This is a genomic window from Nannocystis sp. RBIL2 (genome assembly GCF_026626745.1).
Lineage (GTDB): Bacteria > Myxococcota_A > Polyangia > Nannocystales > Nannocystaceae > Nannocystis.
Map to the genome: position 1 here is coordinate 4,019,278 of NZ_JAPNJW010000001.1, position 21,110 is coordinate 4,040,387.

At 69.6% G+C, this 21,110-nt stretch carries 14 protein-coding genes; 11 read left to right on the forward strand and 3 right to left on the reverse strand.

What is annotated here, in order from left to right:
- Positions 1–4: 4 nt before the first annotated feature.
- Both OV090_RS15770 and OV090_RS15775 read right to left on the reverse strand, forming a co-directional pair.
- Positions 5–1,168, reverse strand: coding sequence for a HAMP domain-containing sensor histidine kinase (locus OV090_RS15770; protein WP_267704485.1), 1,164 nt, complete (start codon positions 1,166–1,168; stop codon positions 5–7).
- 133 nt (positions 1,169–1,301) lie between these two features.
- Positions 1,302–2,612: an N-succinylarginine dihydrolase gene (locus OV090_RS15775; RefSeq protein WP_267704486.1), complete on the reverse strand. Its 1,311-nt coding sequence runs from the start codon at positions 2,610–2,612 to the stop codon at positions 1,302–1,304.
- A 68-nt stretch (positions 2,613–2,680) separates the two neighbouring features.
- Here OV090_RS15775 and OV090_RS15780 point away from each other — a divergent pair, with 68 nt between their 5' ends.
- Positions 2,681–3,187 (forward strand): DnaJ C-terminal domain-containing protein, encoded by a 507-nt coding sequence (locus OV090_RS15780; protein ID WP_267704487.1) that lies wholly within the window; start codon positions 2,681–2,683, stop codon positions 3,185–3,187.
- 82 nt (positions 3,188–3,269) lie between these two features.
- On the opposite strand, the gene OV090_RS15785 is transcribed toward OV090_RS15780, so the two are convergent.
- Positions 3,270–4,271, reverse strand: a complete 1,002-nt coding sequence (locus tag OV090_RS15785) for a hypothetical protein (RefSeq protein WP_267704488.1) — start codon at positions 4,269–4,271, stop codon at positions 3,270–3,272.
- Between the two features lie 171 nt (positions 4,272–4,442).
- Here OV090_RS15785 and OV090_RS15790 point away from each other — a divergent pair, with 171 nt between their 5' ends.
- The 10 genes from OV090_RS15790 (at position 4,443) to OV090_RS15835 (ending at position 20,934) form a co-directional block, all read left to right on the forward strand.
- Positions 4,443–5,951, forward strand: a complete 1,509-nt coding sequence (locus OV090_RS15790; RefSeq protein WP_267704489.1) for a L,D-transpeptidase — start codon at positions 4,443–4,445, stop codon at positions 5,949–5,951.
- A 714-nt stretch (positions 5,952–6,665) separates the two neighbouring features.
- Positions 6,666–7,880, forward strand: a complete 1,215-nt coding sequence (locus OV090_RS15795) for a hypothetical protein (RefSeq protein ID WP_267704490.1) — start codon at positions 6,666–6,668, stop codon at positions 7,878–7,880.
- Between the two features lie 88 nt (positions 7,881–7,968).
- Positions 7,969–9,255 (forward strand): hypothetical protein, encoded by a 1,287-nt coding sequence (locus OV090_RS15800; RefSeq protein ID WP_267704491.1) that lies wholly within the window; start codon positions 7,969–7,971, stop codon positions 9,253–9,255.
- A gap of 31 nt (positions 9,256–9,286) precedes the next feature.
- Positions 9,287–10,339, forward strand: coding sequence for a hypothetical protein (locus tag OV090_RS15805; protein ID WP_267704492.1), 1,053 nt, complete (start codon positions 9,287–9,289; stop codon positions 10,337–10,339).
- Positions 10,340–10,502: 163 nt separating this feature from the next.
- On the forward strand, positions 10,503–11,141 hold the full coding sequence (locus tag OV090_RS15810; protein WP_267704493.1) for a glutathione S-transferase N-terminal domain-containing protein: 639 nt from the start codon (positions 10,503–10,505) through the stop codon (positions 11,139–11,141).
- Positions 11,142–11,314: 173 nt separating this feature from the next.
- A complete protein-coding gene (locus OV090_RS15815; RefSeq protein WP_267704494.1) occupies positions 11,315–12,430 on the forward strand; it encodes an App1 family protein in 1,116 nt (371 codons plus the stop codon).
- A 138-nt stretch (positions 12,431–12,568) separates the two neighbouring features.
- Positions 12,569–15,400 (forward strand): DUF4215 domain-containing protein, encoded by a 2,832-nt coding sequence (locus OV090_RS15820; protein WP_267704495.1) that lies wholly within the window; start codon positions 12,569–12,571, stop codon positions 15,398–15,400.
- 100 nt (positions 15,401–15,500) lie between these two features.
- Positions 15,501–18,347 (forward strand): DUF4215 domain-containing protein, encoded by a 2,847-nt coding sequence (locus OV090_RS50670; protein WP_267704496.1) that lies wholly within the window; start codon positions 15,501–15,503, stop codon positions 18,345–18,347.
- A gap of 247 nt (positions 18,348–18,594) precedes the next feature.
- Positions 18,595–19,827 (forward strand): LLM class flavin-dependent oxidoreductase, encoded by a 1,233-nt coding sequence (locus tag OV090_RS15830; protein ID WP_267704497.1) that lies wholly within the window; start codon positions 18,595–18,597, stop codon positions 19,825–19,827.
- Positions 19,828–19,950: 123 nt separating this feature from the next.
- Positions 19,951–20,934, forward strand: a complete 984-nt coding sequence (locus OV090_RS15835) for a hypothetical protein (RefSeq protein ID WP_267704498.1) — start codon at positions 19,951–19,953, stop codon at positions 20,932–20,934.
- Positions 20,935–21,110 lie beyond the last annotated feature (176 nt).

A 21,110-nucleotide genomic window follows, 5' to 3' on the forward strand; every position in this document is an offset into this window, starting at 1 on the left:
GGCGCTACGCGGTCACCGGGATCGGCACCGCGTGCGGCTGCCGCGGCAGCGTGCAGGTGAAGGTGGTGCCGTCCTCCGCGTTCGAGCAGACGTCGATGGTGCCGCCGTGGGCGAGCACGATCTGGCGCGAGATGTGGAGCCCGAGCCCCAGCGAGGCGCGCGCGCGCAGCGACGGGTCGCCCTGGAACGGCTCGAAGAGCGAGCCGCGCCGCTCGGGCGGGATCGGCGGGCCCCAGTTGTGCACCTCGATCGTCACCGCTTCGGCCTCGGCGCTCACCCGCGTCGTCACCCGCACCACGGTGCTCGTCGGGCTGTACTTGAGCGCGTTGGTCAGCAGGTTCGACAGCACCTGGGCGATCCGGTCCGGATCGACGCGGGCCAGGATCGGGTCCTCGCACGCGTACTCGATGATGCGCTCGGGGAACATGGTCGCCGCCTCGTCGATCGCCTCGCGCACGAGCAGCCGCAGCGACACGTCCTGCGGCCGCACGGGGATCCGGCCCGACTTGCGCTCGTGGCTGTAGTCGAGCAGGTCGTTGATGAGCCGCGTGGCCCGGTGCGCGCCGGTCTGGATCCGCAACAGCAGCCGCGCAGTCTTGTCGTCGGGCGCGCCGCGCCGCGCCACGGCCTCGGCCGCGATCAGGATCGCCGCCAGCGGGCTGCGCAGGTCGTGCGAGACGATGGCGATCAGCTGCCGCTCGAACTCGCTCGCCCGCTCGCGCTCGGCCGCACCGGCTTGCATGTCGCTGTCGCGGTCGCGCGAGAACTGGTCGACCGCCTCGGCGATGCCGCCGGCGAACACGGCGCACAGCGCCCGTATCTCGGCGATCTGCAGCGGGCGGCCCGACTCCTCGATGGTGTCGAACAGGACCTCGCGGAGCATGTCGTACTCGATCACCACGGTGCGCAGGTCGAAGCCGACGCGGTAGCGCTGGCGCCCGTGCTCGCGCGCGACCTCGCCGCACGGCGCTGCCTGCGGCTGACGGCGCAGCGCGGCCGCCACCTGGTCGAGGAACTCCGGCAGGGAGTTGCGCAGGGTCGGCGTGCTGAGCCGGTCGTCGACCAGGTTGCCGGCCCGCATGCGCTCGGTCCAGCGCTCGATGATCGTCTCACGGCGCTGCTCCAGCAGATCGGCCAGCGTACAGCTCTGCGGAGAAGGGGACGTCATGGTCCCATCAATCTAGCCCATGTCCCACGCCGCGGACCTGCGCGCGGGCGCCTCGCCGCAGCTCACGTCACGCACGCTCGGCCGCTCCTCCAGGAGCCGCTCGCGCCGCTCGCGGCCCGGCGCTTCGCCGCGGTCAGCGCTGGAACGCGTAGACCGAGCCGAGCTCCAACAGCTGCGTCAGCGCGTCGAGGGCGGTCCGGACCTCGCGCAGCAGCTGCGGGTCGGCCAGGTCCTCGGGCGTGAGGCGGTCGCGGTAGTGCTTCTCGACCCATGCGACCAGCGCGGCCTCGAGGGCGTCGTCGACGATCACGCGTCCGCCCAGCGCCGCGGCCTCGCGCTCGTCGAGGCTGACGCGCAGCCGCAGCGACGCCGGGCCGCCGCCGTGGCGCAGCGCCGGGCGCAGGTCGACCTCGCGGATCTGGGCCACGTGCCCGTCGGCCACCAGGCGGTCGAGGTAGCCGCGCGCCGCCGCGTTCTCGCGCGTCTCGGCGGCGACCAACAGACCGAGCTGTCCGTCGGGACAGGTGAAGAACTGGCCGCCGAACACGCTGGTGGCCACCGCGTCCTGCAGCGGGAGGTCGGCGTTGCGGGCCAGCGCGACCTGCAGGGCCGAGCCGAGCCGCCGCCGCAGCTCGGTCAGCACGCTGCCGACGTCGCGCAGCGCGAGCTCGTGGATCAGCAACAGGGAGCCGTGCGCGACCGCCAGGATGTCGGTGTGCGAAGCGCCGCCGTCGAGGCCGTCGGGGTGCTGCTGCGGGAACAGCACGCGCGCCGGGTCGAGCTGCAGCAGCCGCACCTGCGCCTGCGAGGCCTCGATCGTCTGCCGCGCCGGGAAGCGCGACGCGGCGTGCCGCACGTACGCCCCGCGGCCCCACGCGAACACGTGGACCGCCGGCCGCCCGCCGACCTGCAGCCGCAAGGTGTTGGCCGCCCCCTCGTCGCCGAGCTGGTGGACCGCCGGCAGCGGCGCGTGGACGGCGAAGCGCGCCTCGTCGCGGAAGATCGCCGACAGCACCGCGTGGGTGACCTCGGGCTCTTGGGCGCGGTGCAGCATGTGCTGCAGGTTGGCGACGGCGATGTGGACGCGGCCGTCGCGCGTGTCGCTGCTCGGCGCCACGGTCGCCGCGTTGGCGGCCCACATCGACGACGGGTTGCTGCACAGGCGCAGCCACATGCCGTCGCCCTCGCCGGCCGAGCGCAGGACCCGCTCGTCGTCGCCGGTGAAGCCGAGCCGCCGCAGCCAGTCGACGTTGGGGCGCGGCTGCGGCGGCAACACCGCCTGCACGAGCCCGAGCGAGCGCGCCAGACGGATCTTCGCCAGGCCGGCGAGCGCCGCCGCTTTCGGGTTGGTGGTCGAGCCGGCGCGCTGGCTCGGCGCGACGCCGGCGGCGAGCCCATCGTTGTAGGTCGGTCCGATCAGCCCGTCGAAGTTGACCTCGCCCATGCCCGCGGTTTTGGCACCACCCCGGGGCGTGGCGCAAGCGCCGGGGCGCGCGGTATAGTGGCCGCGCGGTGACGCAGCTCGGCAGCATCTTCGAACCCGAGGCGCCCGGACCCCGCGGACGCGACCTCCACGCCGACGTCACGGTGCCGGCGTGGGCCCTCGGCCTCCCGTTCGCCTACGAGGTCCGCGTGCCGCTCGACCTCGCCGCCGAGGGCGGATACGCGCGCCGCACCGTGTCCTCGCTCGACAGCGACGACCGCGTGCGCCTGTCGCTGCCGCTCGGCTTCCCCACCGGCGGGGTCGTGCGCCTGCGCGGCCAGGGCGAGGCGCTCGCGGGCGGCCGTCCCGGCGATCTCCTGGTCCACGTCGAGGTCGACCCCCGCCGCGCCGAACCACCGGCCGAAGTGAAGCTCGCGCTGGCGGCCATGCCGACCCCCGCGCCGCCCGCCGAAGCCGACACCGGCGCCGCGGTCACCTACCGCCTGCCCGTCCAGGGCCCGTCGCTCGACGCCAACACCCTGACCTGGATGGCCGCCCTGCTGGCCCTGGTCGCCGCGGCGATGATGTTCGCCTGAGCTGTCTGCAGGGGCATGCCCGAACGGGCATGTGCCTGGGAGCATGTCCCTGTCGACATGTCTGGAGCGCCAGGCCCCGCGCTCACGAGCCGAAGTAGAAGCCGACGTACAGCCCGAGGTACACGGTGTGCGACATGGGCCGGCCCTTGGCCGCCGGCATGAAGCCGATCCAGCCGAGCTCGGGGCCGAGCGAAAAGCCGCCGCCGCGGGTGGGCCGGCGCTTCGCGGCCCCGGGGAAGAACTCGTAGCGGACCGCGGCGGTGAACACCGCCCCGCCGAAGCCCGAGCGGTCCGTCCGGCGAGCCTCGCGGACCGCCCCGCCGCCGGCGCCGAAGCCGGCCCGCAGCGACAGCGGGATCTGCTTCTTCGCCCCCGGATAGAACCCGAAGTCGACCAGGAACGCGCCCTGCAGCAGGCGCTGGCGCGGGTCGGCGCTGCGGTAGGCGAGGTTGCCGGAGATCTCCACGCCGATGCTCAGCCACGGATAGATGACCTCGCCGACCCGCAGCGTCGCGCCGCCGCCGACGAACGGGTTGGGCGTCGGGAAGTCGTTGACCCGCGCGAAGCTGATGCCCGGCCCGAGCGTGCCGCCGACGTAGGTGCCGTCGACCCGCGGCGGCTTCTCGCTGGCCGGGCGCGCCGGCGGCGGGGCCTCGGCGGGCGTCTCGACCGTCGCCGCGTCGCCCGGGCCGTCGAGCTTGCGCTCCGATCGCGAGCTGTCCTCGGGGTCAGCCTCCGGACCCTCCGCCCTCGCAGAGCTGTCCGAAGGAGCAGGTGCCGGCGCCGCAGGGTCGCCGGGCGCGGGGGAGGCGGACTTCGCGATCGGGGACCCGGCCGTGGCTGCGGCCGTCGACGAGCCCGCCGCGGGCGCGGCCGTCGGTGCCGGCGAGCCGGCCGTCGGCGCCGGCGTCGGCGGGCTGTCCGAAGGGCCAGGTGCCGGCGCCGCGGGCGCGGCGGTTGCGACCTCCGCCGTCAGCGCGACGACCACCGCGATCGCCGACGACCCGAGCCGCGAAGCGCGACGCGCCGGTGCGAGGGCGGGAGCGGGCGCGAGTCGCCGGGGCGGCGCGGGGACGAAGGTCACGGCGGAGAGCATGGACGAGCCCCTGCGTTTGGAGCAAGCGGGTTGCCACCGCGGGGCCGCACGGCTATCGTCCGCGGCACCTTCGGCGACATGCAGCGCAGGCGGCTCATCGAGGGCGTCGGGAGCTTTCTCTGCGGCGTCGTCCTCTCAGCGGCGGTGTACGAGACGGGCTTGCGCCAGCCGGGAGGCGGGGCCGAGCAGGCCGGCACGGACCCCGATCCGGCCGTCGATCCGGCGGCGACCGAGGGCCCCGAGGCGCCTGCGATCTCCCCCGCCGGTGAGCCGGCCGAGGCGCCCGCGATCGCCGCGGACCCGCCGGCCACGCCCGGCGACCCCTTCACTCCCGACGCGAGCGGCACCTTCACCGCCTTCCCCGCGGTCTACGCCGCGCCGCCCGAGTGGACCCCGGAGCTCGAGGCGAAGTACCCCAAGCACGGCCTCGTCACCGGCCTCGCCGCCCTCGTGCGCGAGCGGACCGAGCGCGACGCCGCGATCCTCGGCATCCTGCGCGCCGGCACGCGCGTGCGCACCGACGCGGAGCTGAGCTTCGGCGGCGGCTGCACCAAGGGCTGGCACAAGGTCTACCCCGCCGGGTGGATCTGCCTCAACGCCGGCCTCGAGGTCGGCGACGCCCCGCCCGACGACGGCCTGGTCGCCACCCCGCGCCCGCGCCTCGACGCCGCCATGCCCTACGATTACTGGCGCGTCTCGCACGACGGCACCCCGTTCTTCCACCGCCTGCCGGGCTTCAGCGAGCAGGACCAGGCCGACATGGCCGCCAAGACATGGCTCGCGGAACATGGCCGAACGCTCATGCCGACGACCTCGGCCGACCGCCCGCCCGAGGTCCCCGCGGTGGTCAAGGAGTACCTCAACTCCGGCTTCTACGTCACAGTGGCCGGCGAGGCGGTCAAGAGCGAGCGCAAGTTCCTCCGCACCCTGCGCGGCACGTTCGCCCGCAAGTACCAGCTCGAGCAACGCGAGGGCTCGACCTTCCAGGGCCTGGTGCTGCGCGGCGAGGAGGACCTGCCGATCCACTGGATCGTGCGCGAGACCCCGCTGCAGCGCCGCTCGGGCGAGGGCGAGGCGCTGATCAAGCTCGAGGACAAGAAGCCGGTCCGGCGCTCGCGCTACCCGTTCGTGCGCAAGGTGACGATCGGCACCGGCCGCTTCTATGAGGACGCCGAGGGCAACCTGCTGCCCGAGTACGCGGTCGGTCAGTCGTACAAGCTGAAGCGCCCGCCCGGCGTCGGCCCCGAGGAGAAGTGGGTCCACGTCGACCTGTCCGAGCAGACTCTGGTCGCCTACGCCGGCGACCGCCCGGTGTTCACCACCATCGTGTCGACCGGCAAGGAGCCCGGCATGACGCCCATCGGCGTCCACCGCCTGCAGAGCAAGCACATCGCCACGTCGATGCGCGACCAGCCGGTCGAGGACGACGCCTACTCGATCGAAGACGTGCCGTGGACGCAGTATTTTCATAACAACGTCGCGCTCCACGGCGCCTTCTGGCACGGCGGCTTCGGCCTGGTGCGCAGCCACGGCTGCGTCAACCTGTCGCCGCCCGACGCCCGCTGGCTGTTCGGCTTCACCGAGCCCGCGTTGCCCGACGGCTGGCACTCGGTCTCGCCGGCGACCGGCGCGTTCGGCAAGGGCTCGGCCGTCGTCGTCACCGAGTGAGCCATCCTGTGCGCGAAGCACGGCTCGCATGAAGCGCGCTCGGCTGTCGGCCGGACCTTTACCAGCGATATTACGGCGCTGCGCATGCGGATCCGGCAACCTCGCGTTGGCCCTAGTGGGCTAGGAGGAAATGTTTTTTGGGACAGCATATCGTGTAGAGCGATGCCTATACGCGACGCGGAATTCGGCAACGACGAGCCCTCGGCAGTCATCGGACCGCATGTTGCGATACCCGACTACATCCCACTTCCAAACGGCATTGCCCTGTCGTGCATGGTCGTGTGCTTGGGTAGGCGCGCCAGTGCGAGCGCCAGAACAGAAACGCGCCGCATCGCCTGTTTGCCGTCACGGTAGCGTCCGAGCGAAGCATATGCGGAGTTCGAGTCGGGATCTCGCTTTAGACTGGGCCAGACTTGCTTGTGAGAGATATATCTCAGAACCTCTGACTGCTAGAGACCTTCCGCGCTCAGTTACCCAGGCATGTTCACACCCAGCGTTCGCTCGAAAGATTCTTTTCTAAGCGTCTCGATTCCGTGTCGGCGTCGAGCCCAAATTCTCGCTGCGTCGGTTTGGATGTGCGCGGCGTGCAAGGATGACACCCCCGGAAACACCGATTCGGGGACGACCGGAAGCACCACTGAGGTTGTCCCGGTGGGACCTCTCGGATACCTTGTCGACTGTACGCCGGATATCTCTGGAGACACACTATTGTGCATGGCTAAGCAAGATTGGGACTGCCCCCTGGAGGGACACTACGTCCGGAAGGCCATGTGTGCCATGATTCTTCAGGGTACTCCGAACGATTACCTACCCGAGCTAAAGAACGTGGACGGATCGCCGGAAGTCGACTGCGATAATCCTCCTGACCTGACCGAGGATATTTATAACACGTCTCTCCCATTATACCAAGGGTGCGACAAGTGCCGAATCTGCAGCGTCCAAATCTCTCAGGCGGACGGGGTGGCGGGCCAGTGGGATGAGCTCTCGAATTGCCCGGACTCGCTGCTGAGCCAAGAGTACGGGGAACTTTGTGGGCTGGAGAGTCCGACAACCGGCGAGGAGACCACTACCACGGAGGACCCAATTGAAATGGGCACAGGGGTGTGGATCTGCAACGGTTCTCCGACGATTAAGGCATATATGGATGATGGCATCCCTCCCTACAATAATGGAGTACTCACCCAGATGTCTCCTAATGGTGCGCCGGATTGCGTAACCGCGGATAGTGAGTTTAGCGCCAGAGGCCTGTGTGAGGAGTTGTGCAATTGCAAGAATACAGGCCTTACAAATTGGGCGGCGGACAATGGAAAACATTGGACTGGCTTCCCGTGTCAGGACCTTTATAATTATGTAATTCCTCCAGCGGAGGCGGCAAATCTGAGCATGTGTCACGGCGGAGGCTCGATGTGGCCGCTCCCGAATGGAGCGAACTGCGAGAACTTGTTCTCTGGCATCGCGGAGCTCGAGATCGTTGGTGGCGGTGTCGCAGAGACTGAGGAACTCGTGGGCTTTATGGACTATTCAATTGCCCCTTGTCTGCAGGGAGCGAGCTGTGATGTTACGGTCAATAAGATTCATGCCTGGACTAGCACGGTGAACGGCGTTTACTCGCTTCAGGATGCATCCGGTGCCTGGTCCTCTGTCCCGTTTGTCATCAACGACCTCGAGGCACGAACGCTCCAGCCGTTCGTGGGTCAGCTGAATCCGTCTACAGGTATCGTCACGTTCGCCGGCGAGGAGTTGTTCGCTACTGCTTCGACCAGTGCGGTCCTTCTCGACGGCGCCGGACTGAGCACGGGTCTCACCGACGCGGCGTACGTCGTCGAGAGAATCTCGGGCTCAGTCGTAGGCGGGGAACTCACGCTCGAACTCGAGTGGGGTTCGCCGTCGGGTGACGTGAGCCTCTACCTGCAGTTGTCGTCTCAGTAAGGCTGGGACGTCCAGTTGACCGGACGGAGGGCGCAGCTCGCGCCCTTGGCCCTTGATGAAGCCTCGGCGGGGTAGTAGAGTGTTGGAAGTGCGGACTGCGCTGAGCGTGCTGCATGTGTTCGCCTCCATCTTGCTGATGGTGGGTGCGCTCACGAGTTGTGAGCCCGATGACCACCAGTGCATCGAGGGCTCGGAGCTGTGGGAGGCGGCGTCCGACGGGCCGCTGTGTGTAGTCGGCGATCTAGTCGTGGAGGGCCGTGAGCCGGACGACTTGGCGCTGCTCGCGCAGGTCACCTCGATCGAGGGCGCCCTGATCGTACACGACAATCTCGCCCTGACCGCCTTTCCGGAGATGCCTGCGCTGACGCGAGTCGGCGGATCCCTATCGTTTTCGCATAACGATCGCATGACGGCGATCCGAGGCTTCCCGGCGTTGACGGAAGTGGGCGGCGGCCTGTATGTCGGCGAGAATCCAGCGTTGGTGAGTTTCCGCTTGAGCGACGACGTCACGGTGTTGGACTCGCTTTTTGTCGCGCTCAACGCTCGGCTCGTCGAGTTTGCCGGTGTCGCGTCGCTGGAACGGATCGACGGGACTTTGCAATTCATCGAGAATGCTGCATTGGTGGCCCTGTCGTTCCCGGCACTCGGAGAAGTCGGCGCTGGCCTTCAGGTAAGCCATAGTGCCTCACTCCGGAGCACGGATTTCCCCCGGCTGCGCGTCGTGTCTGGCACGGTACGAGTCTTACAGAACGAGTCGTTGCCGTCGCTCATGGGGTTCGCAGCACTCGAGCGCTGTGAGACACTCTTGATCCGTGACAACGCTTCGTTGGAGGAGCTCGGGTTGCCGGCCGTAGAGGTGGTACGCATCGAAATCTTCGAGAACGCCCGCCTCGCCCGGATCTCAAGCGAAGACTTCGCCACGGCGGGACCCACCGGGGTGCTGTTCATCGAACGAAATCCGTTGCTGCAGAGCATCGATGGCTTTGCCGGCATTGAGGAGCTCGGAAGCATCTCGATCGAGGACAATGGAGGACTCCGCGAGATCACCGGGTTTTCACGGCTGACGCACGTGGGCGGGGATCTACGAGTCGTGCGGAACTCGGCGCTGGAAGGTCCTGATGGATGGTTCCCTGCGCTCGAAGAAGCGGGGGAACTGTGGGTGTTCGGCAACGCTTCTCTCGCGCCTGCGGTCGTCGACGCGATGTTGTCGCGCGTGGCTGTCGGCGGCCCGATCCGGGTTGGCGATAATCTCGGCGAGGCCACCGAGCTGGATCCGTGCCCGTGGCCGCAGGACGGAGTCTGCGATGGCAAAGAATCCCCGTACGGACGCGGGACGGAGCTTTGCGCCGTCGATCCCGAGGATTGCGATGCATAGCGGGCGGTACCTGCGAGGCCGAGCGGCTGCAGTGTTGCTCACCAGTTGGCTCGAAGTCGCCTGCGAGTCGGAGACGAACTCGTCCGCTGGCCACGTCGAACTGCTGTTTCAGCAAGAGGGCCAAGAGCTGTGCGCAGGCAGCGTCGCGCACCTCGACCGTTTCGTTGAACGAGCCTTCGAGTTTTTCGATGTTCCGGTCCTCGACGACTTTCGCGTGCTCATTCGCATTGTCGCAAATCCTCCGTGTCCGGGCAGCGCGTGCTATCGGCCAGCCGAGAAGGCTGTCTATATCAAAGATGGGGCGGGGGGCGGTCGGCCTGCTGCGGTTCTGCGCCATGAACTCGGCCACGCAGTCATCGATCGCCTCTGGGGGCGAAGTGTTCCTTTCTTTGAGGAGGGACTCGCCGAGGCGTTGTCGCGGACGCCCTCCTTATTGGAAGTACCCGAGCCCACCGTGCCCGTGGCGGGCATGCTGGACGGAGGTCCTGCAGAAGTCGACTACACTGCGGCTGCTCGCTTTGTTCGTTTCTTGGTCGATACTCGAGGCCTGAGCAAATTCGAGCAGCTCTTCCGCGCGGGGGAAGTTCGCTCGATGGACGAGATCCTGGGGCATATCCATTCGATCTACGGCGAGACCTTCGCATCGCTCGAAGCTGAATACCTGTCGGGCTCGCCTCGATGTCAGTACCAGTTGGATATTTGCGACCCCATGGCGGCAGAGACCGTCGAGGGCTCATGGTCGGTCTCCCTAGCCGCCTCATGTCGAGATCCAGACTTCTACGGCAGCGATGCTGGCGACGCGGCCCTCTTCGCCGCGCAACGTACTGTCGAGATCGTCGACGGTGGTGTCTATCGGCTCCGCATCGAGCTGGAGCTGGTGTTGTCACCCGGGGGGCAGCCAACGGTCTCTCAGATGATCCTCACGCGCTGCGGAGGATGCGATGTCCAGTTCGTGAAGTTCTTCAGAGGTGCAGACGTGGAGGTCGTCCTTGAGCCCGGCCTCTACACGTTCGAGCTCCTGCCGGCCGGCGACTCGGTGATGAAGCTCGAACTCGAGGTCGTCCACGGGAGCGGTGTTCCCTGAGCGACCCATCATCGCTGCAGGCGCCGTCCCGACCCCCCTGCGCGAAGACGCGAGAACAGCGCCGCGCGGGCCCTCTCCGCGCCGCGTGGCCTCGCGCGGACTCGCCCGCGGCGCTCGTGATACACATGGCACCCATTTCCGCGAAGCAGGAGACGCGAGTTCGATGAAGGTCTACGGGCACCCGATGAGTACGTGTACGCGCAAGGTCCTGATGACGCTGGCCGAGAAGGGCCACCGGGCCGACTTCGTCATGGTCGACATCATGAAGGGCGAGGGCCACAACGCCGAGCACCTCGCGCGGCAGCCGTGGGGCCAGATCCCGGCGTTCGAGGACGACGACGGCTGGCAGATGTACGAGTCGCGGGCGATCTGCCGCTACCTCGACGCCAAGCTCTCGGGCCCCTCGCTGATGCCGGCCGACCTGCGCCAGCGCGCCCTGGTGGAGCAGTGGATCTCGATCGAGACCTCCAACTTCACCGCTCCGGCGATGAAGATCATCTACAACCTCGTGTTCGGCAAGATGTTCGGCAAGGAGCCCGACATGGCCGCCGTCGAGGAGGGCCGCAAGGGCGTGAAGAAGGCCGTCGCGGTGATGGAGCGCCAGCTCGAGAACCGCAACTTCCTGGTCGGCGACGGCCTCACTCTGGCCGACATCTTCTTCATGCCGTACATCGAGTACCTCGCCGCCGCCGGCGAGCTCGGCCTCATCGACGCCAGCGAGCGCGTCGGCCACTGGTGGCGTCGCCTCAGCGAGCGGCCCACCTGGCAGCAGGTCAGCGGCCGGACGAACGCCGCCTCGTGACCCGCCGGGCGCCCGATCACCGCGCCCCGTCCGCGACGGCCGCGATCGGACATGTCCCTTCGGACATGCTCGACGCGGCCGTCGCCGCGCCCGCCGTCGGCGCAGCTGTCTCTTCAGACATGTCCTCCGAGCGACGAGCTCACGTCGCGCCGCTCCCACCTGTCCCCGCGGCCATGCGCTCTCTCCTCCCCGCCCTCGCGCTGACGCTCGCCGCCTGCGACCCCGCACGCCAGAAGGCGCCCGAGCCCGAAGCGACGACCCCTGCGCCCGCGCCTCCCGCCGCGCCCACCGGTCTCACCTCCAACCTCAAGTCCGACGAGGACCTGCGCCTCTTGCCCGCGGTCGCAGTGCGCGACGGCGACGGCTGGCGCGTCGACCTGCGCGCCTGGGTGTTCGAGCCCGAAGAAGGCTCGTGGCGGCGCGGCGCCGCGGTCGAGGCCCTCGTGTCCGCGCTCGAGCTGCCGCCCGGCAGCGAGGCCAATGAGGTGTTCCGCAAGCGAGCGCGCGCCTTCCTGGTCGACAACGAGAGCGGCAAGCGAGTCGTCGTCCGGATCTCCGCCAAGGAACACGTCCTCGAGGTCACCGGCGCCAACGGCCACAGCGAGACCACCCTGCACCTCGAAGATGCCGACCTGCCCGCAGTCTCGACCCCCGTCATCGCCGTCCTGCAGCCCGGCGACGCCCGCAGCTTCACTGGCACGATCGTCCGCCTCGACGCCACCGGCGTCTCGGTCGTCTCGGACGTCGACGACACCATCAAGATCAGCGAGGTCCGCGACAAGCAGCGCCTGCTCGCGCGGACCTTTTTAAAAGAGTTCGAGGCGGTGCCGGCGATGGCCGCCGCGTACCAGCGCTGGGCCGCGGCCGGCGCCGCGTTCCACTACCTCTCGGCCAGCCCGTGGCAGCTCTACGACGCGCTGCTCGACTTCACCGGCGCGGCCGGCTTCCCGGCCGGCAGCCTGCACCTCAAGCTGTTCCGCCCGAAGGACTCGAGCTTCTTCTCGCTGTTCCAGGACCCGCGCGAGTACAAGGCCCCGCTGCTGCGCATGCTCCTCCGCGACGCGCCGGGCCGGCGCTTCGTGCTCGTCGGGGACTCGGGCGAGATGGACCCCGAGGTCTACGGCGACGCCTACCGTGAGTTCCCCGACCAGGTCGTCGCGATCTACATCCGTGACGTCACCGACGAGGGTCGCGACGCCCCACGCTACCGCACGGCCTTCGCGGGCGTCCCGGAGGCGCGCTGGCAGATCTTCGCGGACGCGGCGGCCCTGCCGCCGACACTGCCCTGAGAATGACGGTCCGGCGCTTCGGTTGACGGGGACTTGCGGGCGCGGCTAGCGTGCTTTGCCAGGAAGTCCATGTTCACTCGTCTCCTGAGCTCCGCCAGTATCGTTGCGATTCTCGCCCTTTCGCTCCCGGGCGAGGCCATGGCCCGCCGGATCGAGCCGGGCGCCTGGCAGCCTGCTCCAGGGGTCGGGATGCGCCAGCAGCGAGCGGTCGACCTCGGGGGCGCCCCGCCGCGCGTGGCCGCGGCCGCCTGGCGCCGCCTCGCCGCCGAGCTCGGCCCGAGCGCGCAGGCCATCTGGGACGCCGACACCCACGTGCCCACGCGCGTGTGGGGCCTGGGCCTGCCGGCCGACGGCGCCCTCGCCTCGAGCCTGGTCGCCCAGCGCGTCGCCGGCAACTTCCTCGCCGCGCACCTCGACCTGCTGGCCCCTGGCGCCCGCATCGACGAATTCGAGCTCGTCGGCGACGACCTCTCGGCCGGCATCCGCAGCCTCGGCTTCGCCCAGACCTACCACGGCCGCCGCGTCGTCGGCGGTCAGCTCAGCCTGCGCTTCAAGCACGACCGCCTCGCCCTGATCGGCAGCGAGGCCCTGCCGCACGTGCGAGCTGTCCTCACGGACAGCCCGATCGCCGACGACGTCGCCCGCACCCATGCGCTCGAGTGGCTGCGCCTCGAGTACCCGCGCGCCACCGCCGGCGCGGTCTCGGCCCCCGTCATCCTCCCGCTCGTCGGCCACGGCCCGATCCGCTACGTCGAGGCGCGCGCGGTCGACATCACCTCCGAGCAGCCCCTCGGCGGCTGGACCGTCTACGTCGACGCCGCCTCCGGCGCCCCGCTCGCGCGCGTCTCGAAGTTCGTCTCGGCGACGGGCACAGTCCTCTACGACGTCCCCGAGCGCAGCCCGAGCTTCGGCGAGCGGGTGCTGCGGCCGGCCCCGTTCCTCGACGTCACCATCGACGACGTCCCGGCCACCACCGACGCCGCCGGCCTCGTCAGCTTCGACGCCGCGACCGTGCAAGTCGGCCTCGGCGTGCGCGGCGACTTCGTCCGCATCATCAACAAGGCCGGCGAGCTGGCCAGCCAGGTCGTCGCGCTCGACGAGGGCAGCGAGGTCCAGTGGAGCGGCGAAGGCGACCCGCACCTCGACGCCCAGCTCACCGGCTACGTCGCCGCCAACGCCGCCAAGGAGTACGTGCGGGCGATCGCCAGCGAGCCGCTCGCCTGGCTCGACGGACAGGTCAACCTCACCGTCAGCGACAACAGCGGCGCCTGCAACGCGATGTCGAACGGCGACGACCTGTTCTTCTACGACGGCAACGAGAACTGCGAGAACACCGCGCGGATCCCCGACGTCGTCTACCACGAGGCCGGCCACAGCGTGCACAACCAGGCCCTCATCCCCGGCGTCGGCCTGTTCGAGGGCGCGCTGTCGGAGGGCATCTCCGACTACCTCAGCGCCACCATCACCGGCGACTCCGGCATGGCCCGCGGCTTCTTCCTCGACACCCAGCCGCTGCGCGAGCTCGACCCCGACGGCTTCGAGTGGCACTGGCCCGAGGACCGCGGCGAGGCCCACGACGAGGGCCGCATCATCGGCGGCACCCTGTGGGACCTGCGGACCGAGCTGATCGCCGAGCTGGGCCAGGCCGAGGGCGTCGCTCACTCCGACAAGATCTGGTACGAGTCGATCCGCCGCGCCAGCGACATCCCCACGATGTACCCCGAGGCGCTGCTGGTCGACGACGACGACGGCGACCTGTCCAACGGGACACCTCACGGCTGTCTCATCGACCAGGTGTTCTACAAGCACGGCCTGGTCGGCGCCGCCATCCTCGGCGGCAAGGTGCGCACCCTCGCGGCCGAGGGCGACGGCAGCGTCCCGGTCGCGCTCGACATCCAGGCCGCGCAGAGCTCGTGCATCGACCTCGCGCCGACCGGCGCCACCCTCGAGTGGCGCGTGCGCGGCACCGCCGACTTCACCGAGGCCGCCATGACGGCCACCGCGGAGGGCTTCGCCGGCTCGCTCCCGCCGCAGCAGGACGGCACCGTCCTCGAGTACCGCGTGATCGCCGACCTCAGCGACGGCACCGACACCCGCTTCCCGGCCAACCAGGCCTACCCGTGGTACCAGCGCTACTACGGCGAGGTCGTGCCGATCTGGTGCGAGGGCTTCGAGGGCGACGTGTCGGCCTGGACTCTCGGCAGCGAGTGGGAGGTCGGCGCGCCGCAGGGCAAGTCGGGCGACCCCGACGCCGCGTTCGCCGGCAACGACGTGGCCGGCATCGACCTCTCCAGCGACGGTCGCTACTCGCCGCAGAGGGTCATGAACCTGACCGGCCCTGTCGTCGAGCTACCGCCGGGCTTCGCCGTCTACCGCCTGCAGTACCAGCGCTGGCTCAACGTCGAGGACGCCTACTTCGACCGGGCCGAGATCCTCGTCAACGGCGAGCTCGGCTGGCGCAACTTCAACAGCATGATGGGCGACAACAACAGCGACGTCCATCATCGCGACAGCGAGTGGAGCTTCCACGACGTCGACATCACCCCGGTCGCGTTCTCCGGCACGGCTCAGCTGACCTTCCGCCTGTCGTCCGACGGCGGCCTCGAGCTCGGCGGCTGGACGATCGACGACGTGTGCATCGTCGGCGTCGAGGAGGCGCCGCCGCCTGTCTGCGGCGACGGGGTGATCGCCACGGGTGAGGGATGTGACGACGGGAATTCCGACGACGGTGACGGATGCAGCGCGACGTGCAGCGTCGAAACGCCGGAAGACCCCACGGAAGGGGCGCCAGGTACCACTGGCGAGGGCGAGACCGGGTCCGACACCGGCGCCGTCGACGACAGCGCGACCACGGGTGGAGCGAGCGAAATGGGCGGTTGTGGTTGCCGCAGCGCGGGGGGCGCGGGTGGCTCCAGCGCATGGATGCTCGTCCTTGCCGGACTCGGTTGGCGGCGGCGGACGCGGCGCTGAGCGACGTCCGCGCTCCGCGCTTGACGGCCTGCTGAGGAGCGCGTAAGCGAGTAATGTGCGTTTAAAGAATATTGCTGCGGGTAGTGTTTCGGCGACGATCGTGACAGCGCTCTGCTGGCTCGCTCCGGAGCGAGCCGAAGCGTTCGTCCCGCAAGCAGGCCGGCGCGCGGGCGTCGAGCTCACCGCCGGCGCCGGCAAGAGCGTGAGGTCCTCGCGCGCGGTCCTCCACGCCGCCCCGCCTGCGGCTCAGGCCGCGTATCGCCGCTTCGCCGCCGCCCTCGACCCTGGCGACGTCCTGTGGGACCGCGCCACCGGCGTGCCGCTGCGCCTGTGGGGGCTGAAGGGCGCAGCTGTCCCGCGGGCCATGTCCGGCCGCGACCTCGAGCTGCGTAGCGCCCACGACCTGCTCGCGCGCCACCTCGACCTGCTCGCGCCCGGCAGCGCCGCCGCCGACTTCGTGCTCGTCGGCGACGACCTGTCCTCCGGCATCCACAGCCTCGGCTTCGCCCAGCACTACAAGGGCCGCCCGGTCCTCGGCGGTCAGGTCAGCTTCCGCTTCAAGGGCGGGCAGCTGACGATGATCGGCAGCGAGGCCCTGCCGAAGGTCCAGGCTGTCCTCACGGACAGCCCGGTCCCCGACCCCGTCGCGCGCGAGCGGGCCCGCGAGTGGATCGCCCGCGATGGCAGCGACGCGCGCGCCGACCTCGTCGAGGGCCCGTTCATCCTCCCGCTGGTCGACGACGACCGCGTCCACGCCTACCGCGAGGTCCTGCGGGTCACCGTGCACGCCACCGCGCCGATCGGTCGCTGGGCCGTCTACGTCGACGCCGCCACCGGCGAGCCGCTGGCCCGCGAACAGCTGCTGCGGTTCGCCTCCGGCAACCTCAAGATCAACGCCCCGGTGCGCGGGCCGAACGGCCAGCGGCTCGACTTCGCGGCCGCCAACCTCGGCGTGGTCGTCAACGGCGCCGCCGCGGTCACCTCGATCACCGGCGCGGTCAGCTTCGCCGACGGCGGCCCGGCCAACGTCGCCACCACGGTGCTCGGCTCGTTCGTCGCCGTCGCCAGCGAGGCCGGCGCCCCCGCGGCGACCAACCTGGCCCTTCCGCCAGGTGGTCAGGCCACCTGGCTCGCCTCGAGCGACGAGTTCCTCGACGCCCAGCTCACCACCTACGTCCACGCCGACCGGGTCAAGCAGTTCGTCCGCGCGATCGCCCCCGACTTCGCCTTCCTCGACCAGCAGATGCCGGCGATCGTCAACATCCCCGACATCTGCAACGCCTTCGCCGACGGCGAGTCGATCAACTTCTTCCAGTCCGACGCGCAGTGCGAGAACACCGGCCGGATAGCCGACGTCGTCTACCACGAGTTCGGCCACAACGTGCACTTCCAGGGCGTCATCCCCGGCGTCGGCTTCCCCGAGGGCGCGCTGTCGGAGGGCATCTCCGACTTCCTGAGCGCCACCATCACCGACTCGCCCGACCTCGCGCCCGGCTTCTTCAACGGCAGCGACGCCCCGCTGCGCGAGCTCGACCCGCAGGGCTCCGAGTGGCACTTCCCCGAGGACAACGGCGAGATCCACGACGGCGGGCGGATCATCGGCGGCGCGCTGTGGGACCTGCGCAAGGCGCTGCGGAACAAGCTCGGCGCCGGGCCCGGGGTCACGCAGGTCAACAAGCTGTGGTTCGAGTCGATCCGCCGCGCGGTCGACATGCCGAGCATGTACCCCGAGGTCCTGCTGGCCGACGACAATGACGGCGACCTGACCAATGGGACACCCAACGAGTGCGAGATCAACGTCGCCTTCGACGCCCACGGTTTGGTCGGCCCGTCGGCGGTCAACGCCGAGGTGTTCACCGCGGCGCCGACGCCCGACGGCGTGCTGGTCGACCTGGTCGTGTCGGGCGAGCAGAAGCCCTGTCTCAACCTGAACCCGCTCGGCGCCGAGCTGCACTGGCGCGTGCGCGGCGAGGAGCAGAGCGGGATGGTGCCGATGAACCCGAGCCAGAGCGGCTTCGCCGGCATCATGCCCAACGTCGGCGACGGCAAGGTGCTCGAGTACCAGGTGCGCCTGCTCCTGCAGGGCGGCACCACCGTCACGTTCCCCAAGAACCCGGCCGACCCGACCTACGAGCTCTACCTCGGCCCGGTCACCAACATCTTCTGCGAGGACTTCGAGTCGGGCCCGGGGCCGCAGGGCTGGCAGCTCACCGGCGACTGGGCGTTCGGCCCGCCTGCCGGCGGCCCCGACCCGGGCGCCGCGTTCAACGGCAGCAGCGTCGCCGGCAACGGCCTGGCCCCGCCCGGCACCTACGAGAGCTTCCTCGAGAGCCACATGCTCGGGCCCGTCATCAACGTCGCCGGCCACAACACAGTGCGCCTGCAGATGCGCCGCTGGCTCGAGGTCGAGGACGCCACCTTCGACCAGGCGTTCGTGCTCGCCAACACCAGCGAAGCCTGGGCCAACGCCAGCAACGCCTCGGGCAACCTCCACCACCTCGACGGCGAGTGGCGGTTCCAGGACATCGACCTCACCCCGTTCGTCGTCAACGGCCAGGTCCAGCTCGAGTTCATCCTCGAGGGCGACGAGGCGCTCGAGTTCGGCGGCTGGAACATCGACGAGCTGTGCGTCGTCGGCACCGGCTCCGTCACCCAGGGCGTGTGCGGCGACGGCATCATCAGCGGCATCGAGGCCTGCGACGACGGCAACCTCGACGCCGGCGACGGCTGCAGCCCGAGCTGCACCATCGAGTCGGTCGACCCGACCACCGGCCCCGGCGGCCCCGTCATCACCGCGACCGACACCGACACCGACACCGACACCGACTCGGCCACCGGCGGCGGCGACAAGGAGACCGGCTGCGGCTGCAATCAGGGGGCGGGAGACCTCGGCGCTGCGATCCTCGCCCTCGCCGGCCTCATCGTCCTCCGCCGCCGCCGCTCGTAAAACCCGCCCGCGCGCTGCCACGAATCACCCGCGTGCTGATTCGTGGCGGTCCGCAGAGGCACTCCGCGACCTCGCGCCGCCTGGCCGAGGTCGCGGCTTTTTCGCGTCCTGCCGCAGCAGCGCGATCACGAGCCCGATTTTCCGGCAGCCTGAGCCTTGGCGCCGGACACCTGACCGCTATTCTGTCTCTGCACTATTTGCGCATGAACCGAGGCCGGGCCGCGCCCGGGGGACGAGGGAGGTTGTGATGAAGCTGGACATCTTCACCGAGATTCAAGACCCGCGGCCATGGACGCCGGACCACGAGCACCGCCGGATCATGGAGGCGCTCGAGCAGGCCAAGCTGGCCGACGAGATGGGCTACGGCACGTGGTGGCAGGTCGAGCACCACGGCGGCGAGGAATTCAGCCTGTCGTCGGCGCCGGAGATCCTTCTGACCGCGATCTCGCAACACACGAAGAACATCCGCCTCGGCCACTCGGCCGCGCTGGCGCCGTACCGCTTCAATCACCCGATCCGGATCGCCGAGCGGGCCGCCTTCCTCGATCACCTCAGCAACGGCCGCGTCGAACTCGGCCTGGCCCGCTCGACCATCCCCGAGTGGCGCACCTTCAACATCGCCGCCGACGAGGCGCGCGACCAGATGCAGCAAGCGTTCGAGATGATCCCGAAGATGTGGACGCAAGAGCGCTTCTCGTGGAAGAGCCAGTACTTCGACATCAAGGACGTGCCGATCGTGCCCAAGCCGCTGCAGAAGCCGCACCCGGCGCTGTGGCAGGCGTGCTCGTCACCGGCCTCGTTCGAGCAGGCCGGCCGCAACGGCGTCGGCGCGCTCGGGGTCACGCTGTGGGCCCCGCCCGAGCAGGTCAAGGCGTGGATCGACCTCTATCGCAAGGCGATCGCGGAGTGCAAGAAGCCGGTCGGCGAGTTCATCAACGACAAGGTCGCCTTCTTCACCTTCGTCCACTGCGCCGACACCGACGAAGAGGCGATGCGCAACGGCGCCGCCACTGCCGCGGCCTGGTACACCAACCGCTCCTTCACGTTCTTCGAGGCCAAGGAGCAGTTCCTGCAAGTCGCCGCCGAGCAAGAGCGGCGCCTCAAGGACCCGGCCGGCAGCGCCCTGCTCGGCCAGTTCCTGAATGACGAGAAGGCCCGCAGCGACGGCCGCGTCAACCGGGCCCAGATCGTCATCGGCCGCATCATGCAAGGCGAGGAGGTCTCGCCCGAGGAGGTGTACGACGCCCTCGCCGAGCAGGACTCGCTGATCGTCGGCAGCCCCGAGACCTGCCTGCGCAAGATGCAGGTCTACGCCGACCTCGGCATCGACCGCCTGATGTGCTTCCAACAGGTCGGCCAGCTGCCCCACGACAAGGTCATGAAGAGCATCCGCCTGATCGGTGAGCTCATCCCCAAGCTCGAGGGCAAGTCCCAGCCGACGGTCCTCCACGGAGAAGGCTCGCTGTCGGCCCAGGTGTGACCCGCCCGCGCGTCCGCGCTCGCATGAGGCCCACGGGCCTCGGACGCGCGATGAAGATATTTTCATATTGTCCTGGCATCGCCCCAAAACAGGGGCAATCTCAACGGAGCAAAGGACATCGCCGTGCAGCGCTCCCTGCTCTCCGCTCTGACCCTGTCGCTCGGGCTCTGTGCCTGCGGCCCCGAGCTCAACCCGCCGCGCCCGCCCCCCGCTCACAGCGAACTGGCGCCCGGCGGCGTGTGGGTGGCCTACAACCTCGGCTGTGAGGTCGGCTGTGAGGATATCAAGCGCGGCGACCGGATCCTCGCGGTCGACGGCCGGCCGGTCTCGAGCGGCGCGGAGATCGATCAGATCAACCTGGCCCGCGCCGCGCCGCTGCAGCTGCAGGTCGCGAAGTACGGGTCGAACGAGATCCGCGACGTCACGATCGTCGCCAAGCCCAACGAGCTGCTGCCGCCGATCCCCGCCGCTCCGCCGATGTTCACCGTCGGCGCCGACGCCCTCGACCGCGCGCCCGACTGGGCCCGCAGCAAGCTGTTCGGCCACGCGATCCCGGCGATCCGCTTCTACCGCGCCGACGAGCCGCGCGGCTACATCAACGGCCGCGAGCTGTACGGCCGCGCCGCCCTGCTGGTGATCTGGGAGCTCCCGCCGATGATCGAGGAGTACCGCCGCTCGCTGGCCCTCGCCCCCTCCGTGTACGCGCACCTGCAGCAGTTCAGCGACGAGCTGGCCGCCGCCGGCGTCGACAGCTACTTCATCACCGACTTCCGCGCCGAGCCGGCCATCCGCGACATGCTGCGCCAGACCGCCGACCCCGGCCCCGACGGCTTCATCCCGATCTTCCAGCTGTCGTCCTCGCCCACCAACGGCTTCACCGTCGGCCTCGAGGGCTCCGCCGCCGACATCCGCGAGGCGATGTTCGACTACTCCCGCGCCCCCGTGGTCGTCATCTTCGACCGCCGCGGCATCGTCCGCTTCCACACCCGCGGCTTCCCTGCCGGCCCGCAAGACACCCTGTCCGTCGCCATCGACTTCGCCCTCCACTCCCTCACCGACGCCCCCCCAGTCAAAGCCCTGGCCTCGGTCCCGTCAGGCGCGCAGTGATTGTTTCTCAAGGGACATGTCCGCGAGGACATGTCCTCGCGCCGGCCCTGAGCGACCGAACGACCGGCACCCACGCCGTACAGCCATGCTCCGCCTACGCGGCCGGCTGTGTACCTGGGTGACCTCGACGTGAAGGCGCTCCCCGAGCACGACGAGCTCCGTTGCACCGTGCCGAC

Coding starts and splice junctions, on each gene's coding strand:
- OV090_RS15770 (WP_267704485.1), bottom strand. CDS start 1,168: ATGACGTCCCCTTCTCCGCAGAGCTGTACGCTGGCCGATCTGCTGGAG.
- OV090_RS15775 (WP_267704486.1), bottom strand. CDS start 2,612: ATGGGCGAGGTCAACTTCGACGGGCTGATCGGACCGACCTACAACGAT.
- OV090_RS15795 (WP_267704490.1), top strand. CDS start 6,666: ATGGCTAAGCAAGATTGGGACTGCCCCCTGGAGGGACACTACGTCCGG.
- OV090_RS15810 (WP_267704493.1), top strand. CDS start 10,503: ATGAAGGTCTACGGGCACCCGATGAGTACGTGTACGCGCAAGGTCCTG.
- OV090_RS15815 (WP_267704494.1), top strand. CDS start 11,315: ATGCGCTCTCTCCTCCCCGCCCTCGCGCTGACGCTCGCCGCCTGCGAC.
- OV090_RS15820 (WP_267704495.1), top strand. CDS start 12,569: ATGGCCCGCCGGATCGAGCCGGGCGCCTGGCAGCCTGCTCCAGGGGTC.
- OV090_RS15830 (WP_267704497.1), top strand. CDS start 18,595: ATGAAGCTGGACATCTTCACCGAGATTCAAGACCCGCGGCCATGGACG.